The organism is Flammeovirga aprica JL-4 (genome assembly GCF_012844305.1).
GTDB classification, from domain to species: Bacteria; Bacteroidota; Bacteroidia; order Cytophagales; family Flammeovirgaceae; genus Flammeovirga; species Flammeovirga aprica.
In genome coordinates this window covers 1-2,842 of the sequence record NZ_JABANE010000240.1, presented here as the reverse complement: position 1 = coordinate 2,842, position 2,842 = coordinate 1, and the positions used below count along the sequence as shown (strand labels likewise).

At 33.8% G+C, this 2,842-nt stretch carries 5 protein-coding genes; all 5 read left to right on the top strand.

What is annotated here, in order from left to right:
* Positions 1–76 precede the first annotated feature (76 nt).
* Genes HHU12_RS33430 through HHU12_RS33410 form a run of 5 tightly spaced genes read left to right on the top strand, consistent with a single transcriptional unit; the run spans position 77 to position 2,689 of the window.
* Complete coding sequence (locus tag HHU12_RS33430) at positions 77–376, top strand: hypothetical protein (protein ID WP_169661064.1); 300 nt, start codon at positions 77–79, stop codon at positions 374–376.
* Between the two features lies 1 nt (position 377).
* The gene (locus HHU12_RS33425) at positions 378–1,199 is read left to right on the top strand and encodes a hypothetical protein (RefSeq protein ID WP_169661063.1); all 822 of its coding nucleotides are present in this window, start codon (positions 378–380) and stop codon (positions 1,197–1,199) included.
* A gap of 36 nt (positions 1,200–1,235) precedes the next feature.
* Complete coding sequence (locus tag HHU12_RS33420; RefSeq protein WP_169661062.1) at positions 1,236–1,529, top strand: hypothetical protein; 294 nt, start codon at positions 1,236–1,238, stop codon at positions 1,527–1,529.
* A 9-nt stretch (positions 1,530–1,538) separates the two neighbouring features.
* Positions 1,539–2,360: a hypothetical protein gene (locus HHU12_RS33415; RefSeq protein WP_169661061.1), complete on the top strand. Its 822-nt coding sequence runs from the start codon at positions 1,539–1,541 to the stop codon at positions 2,358–2,360.
* A gap of 35 nt (positions 2,361–2,395) precedes the next feature.
* Positions 2,396–2,689 (top strand): hypothetical protein, encoded by a 294-nt coding sequence (locus HHU12_RS33410; RefSeq protein ID WP_169661060.1) that lies wholly within the window; start codon positions 2,396–2,398, stop codon positions 2,687–2,689.
* Positions 2,690–2,842: the final 153 nt, after the last annotated feature.

Here is a 2,842-nt window from a genome sequence, read left to right as displayed (position 1 = left end):
ATGGTCCAGAAGGAAAAGATCGTTTTGTACCTAGGTACTAATAGTGTATGATTGGAAACAGGTTTGTCAGAGAAGGATGAACCTGTTTTTTTACACCCTTTATGGCGAGTTGATTAACTTTATCAGAGAACAGAATATTCCTTTGATTGATCCTTCTAATTTTGAATTAACGGGAATAGATTATCTCCTTTTACCCGAAACAGGAGGTAAAAGTGCTTTGGAAGCGGCAAAGTTGGCGAAAAAGCAAATTATCAATGTATTGGAATCATTTGGTGCAAATACTGCGACACGAATAATAGAAGGAAAAGAGATACGAATTTGGTATATGGACAAAGAGGGTAAAATTAAAGAATTACTATTAAGTACAAAAAGATAATATGAATAGTTTAAGTACAACAGTTACAGGTGTAATGAAAATTGCTACTAACGTAGCACATATGAAGTCAATTTTCAATTCTCTGATTAATAACCCTTTCTTTGTAGATTGGAAGACTATGAATTTTGATTGGAAAAATAAGGGTGATGATGATATTTCTTGGGAAGATGATATTGAATTTGATTTAGAGAGAATATATAATTTCCTTTTTAAAGATTTAGAATCCTATCGAAGGATGGAATTATATGGGGGGGGAGATAATTTGTTACGTATAACAATATTAGAACCCAAACAAGGGAATAGAAATGTCCAATTTGGGATTAGCTTTGAGTTAGAAGAACAATATTTGTTGGGTAAAAAAGCTAATCAGTTTGCTGATATGGTCAAAGGTAAATTGTCAGCGTTTATCTATCCAATTTCCTTTACAGCAACAGTTATGTATGAAGAAAAAGACGATCCTGACTATGGTAGTAGTATATATAGCTTTGAAAGAAAATATAAGATTCCTAAAACAGGACTTTCTTATGGTGCGGTCTATTGGCAGTATTTGACAGGACAACTAGAGTTTCAAGACGATTACAGTGTTGAGGTATTGGAGAATGCCCCTGCATTTAAGAAAAGGCATCTCCAAAAAAGGATAGATGGACAACCTTACCATACTTTCGACTATCAGATTTACGATAACCCTTTCGAAAAGATCAAGGAAGAAAATCTAGAGATGATGCGGAAATTCTTTGGTTATATCAGGGCAGAGCGTATAAAACTGAGGAAGGCAGGTTACGAAGGGCCAGAAGGAAAAGACCGCTTTGTACCTAGGTACTAATTAGTGTATGATTTGAAACAGGTTTGTCAGAAAAGGATGAACCTGTTTTTTTACACCCTTTATGGCGATTTGATTAACTTTATCAGAGAACAGAATATCCCTTTGATTGATCCTTCGAAATTTAAGATCAAGGGTATGGATTTTCTCTTTTTACCTGAAAAAGGCGGTAAAAGCGCTTTGGAGGCAGCAAAATTAGCGAGAAAACAAATTGATGATGTATTAGAGAAGGTAATAGGGCGTGAAGAAGCTGATATCATATTAGAAAGAGGAGAGTTTAGGATATGGTATATGGATAAGGGAGGTGAAATATTAGAATTAGCGTTAATATAAAATAGTAATATGAATAGTTTACATACAGGAATAACAGGAATACTGAAAGTCGTAACGAATGTTCCGCATTTAAAAAAAATCATTGACTCCTTGATTAATAACTCTTTCTATACAGATTGGAAAAGAATGGAGCTTCGTATTCGAAGAGAGAATGATGAAGAGATCTTATCAGAAGAAGGGCTTGAATTTGATCTTCATCGGATACATGAACATTTTTTTACAGATCTAACTGCTTACAGATTAATTAGAATATACGGAGAAGGAGCTAATAGGTTAGTGATTTCAATACGTGAACCAGAACAAGGGAATAGAAAAGTTCAATTTGGAATAGCTTTTAAATTGGAAGAACAATTTTTAAAAGGCAATAAAGCAAATAAATTTGTAGATATGGTCAAAGGAAAATTATCGGCGGTCAGTTATCCTATTTCTTTTTCAGCTTCAGTAGAATATGAAGAAAAAGAAGATCCTGACTATGGAACAAGTATATATAGCTTTGAAAGAAAATATAAGATCCCTAAAACTGGACTTTCATATGGTACAGTCTATTGGCAGTATTTAACAGGACAATTAAAATTCCAAGATGATTATACTATAGAGATGTTGGAGAATGCCCCAGCTTTTAAGAAAAGGCACCTCCAAAAAAGGATAGATGGACAACCCTACCATATTTTCGACTATCAGATTTATGACAATCCTTTCGAAAAGACCAAGGAAGAAAATCTAGAGATGATGCGGAAATTCTTTGGTTATATTAGGGCAGAGCGTATAAAGCTGAGGAAGGCAGGTTATGAAGGTCCAGAAGGAAAAGACCGTTTTGTACCTAGGTACTAATAGTGTATGATTGGAAACAGGTTTGTCAGAAAAGGATGAACCTGTTTTTTTACACCCTTTATGGCGAATTGATTAACTTTATCAGAGAACAGAATATTCCTTTGATTGATCCTTCTAATTTTGAAGTAAAGGGAATAGATTATCTCTTTTTACCTGAAGCAGGTGGTAAAAGTGCTTTGGAAGCTGCAGTGTTGGCTGGAAAGAAAATATTAAGAGTTTTGAGAGATGAATTAGGTGATGAATTGGCAGATGAGATATTGAAAAAAGGAGAGTTTAGAGTATGGTTCATGAACGAATTTGGAGAAATTGAAAAATTAGTGTTAATATAAAAAAATGTGACATGAATAGTTTACACACAGGAATGACGGGAATACTTAAGGTTGCGACGAATGTACCGCATTTAAAAAAAATTATTGACTCCCTGATTAATAACTCTTTTTATACAGATTGGAAAACAATGAAACTTTCTATAGAAAGGAAAA

What these genes read in the sequence shown, in the direction of transcription:
- HHU12_RS33430 (WP_169661064.1), top strand. Translation starts at nt 77, where the DNA reads ATGAACCTGTTTTTTTACACCCTTTATGGCGAGTTGATTAACTTTATC.
- HHU12_RS33425 (WP_169661063.1), top strand. Translation starts at nt 378, where the DNA reads ATGAATAGTTTAAGTACAACAGTTACAGGTGTAATGAAAATTGCTACT.
- HHU12_RS33420 (WP_169661062.1), top strand. Translation starts at nt 1,236, where the DNA reads ATGAACCTGTTTTTTTACACCCTTTATGGCGATTTGATTAACTTTATC.
- HHU12_RS33415 (WP_169661061.1), top strand. Translation starts at nt 1,539, where the DNA reads ATGAATAGTTTACATACAGGAATAACAGGAATACTGAAAGTCGTAACG.
- HHU12_RS33410 (WP_169661060.1), top strand. Translation starts at nt 2,396, where the DNA reads ATGAACCTGTTTTTTTACACCCTTTATGGCGAATTGATTAACTTTATC.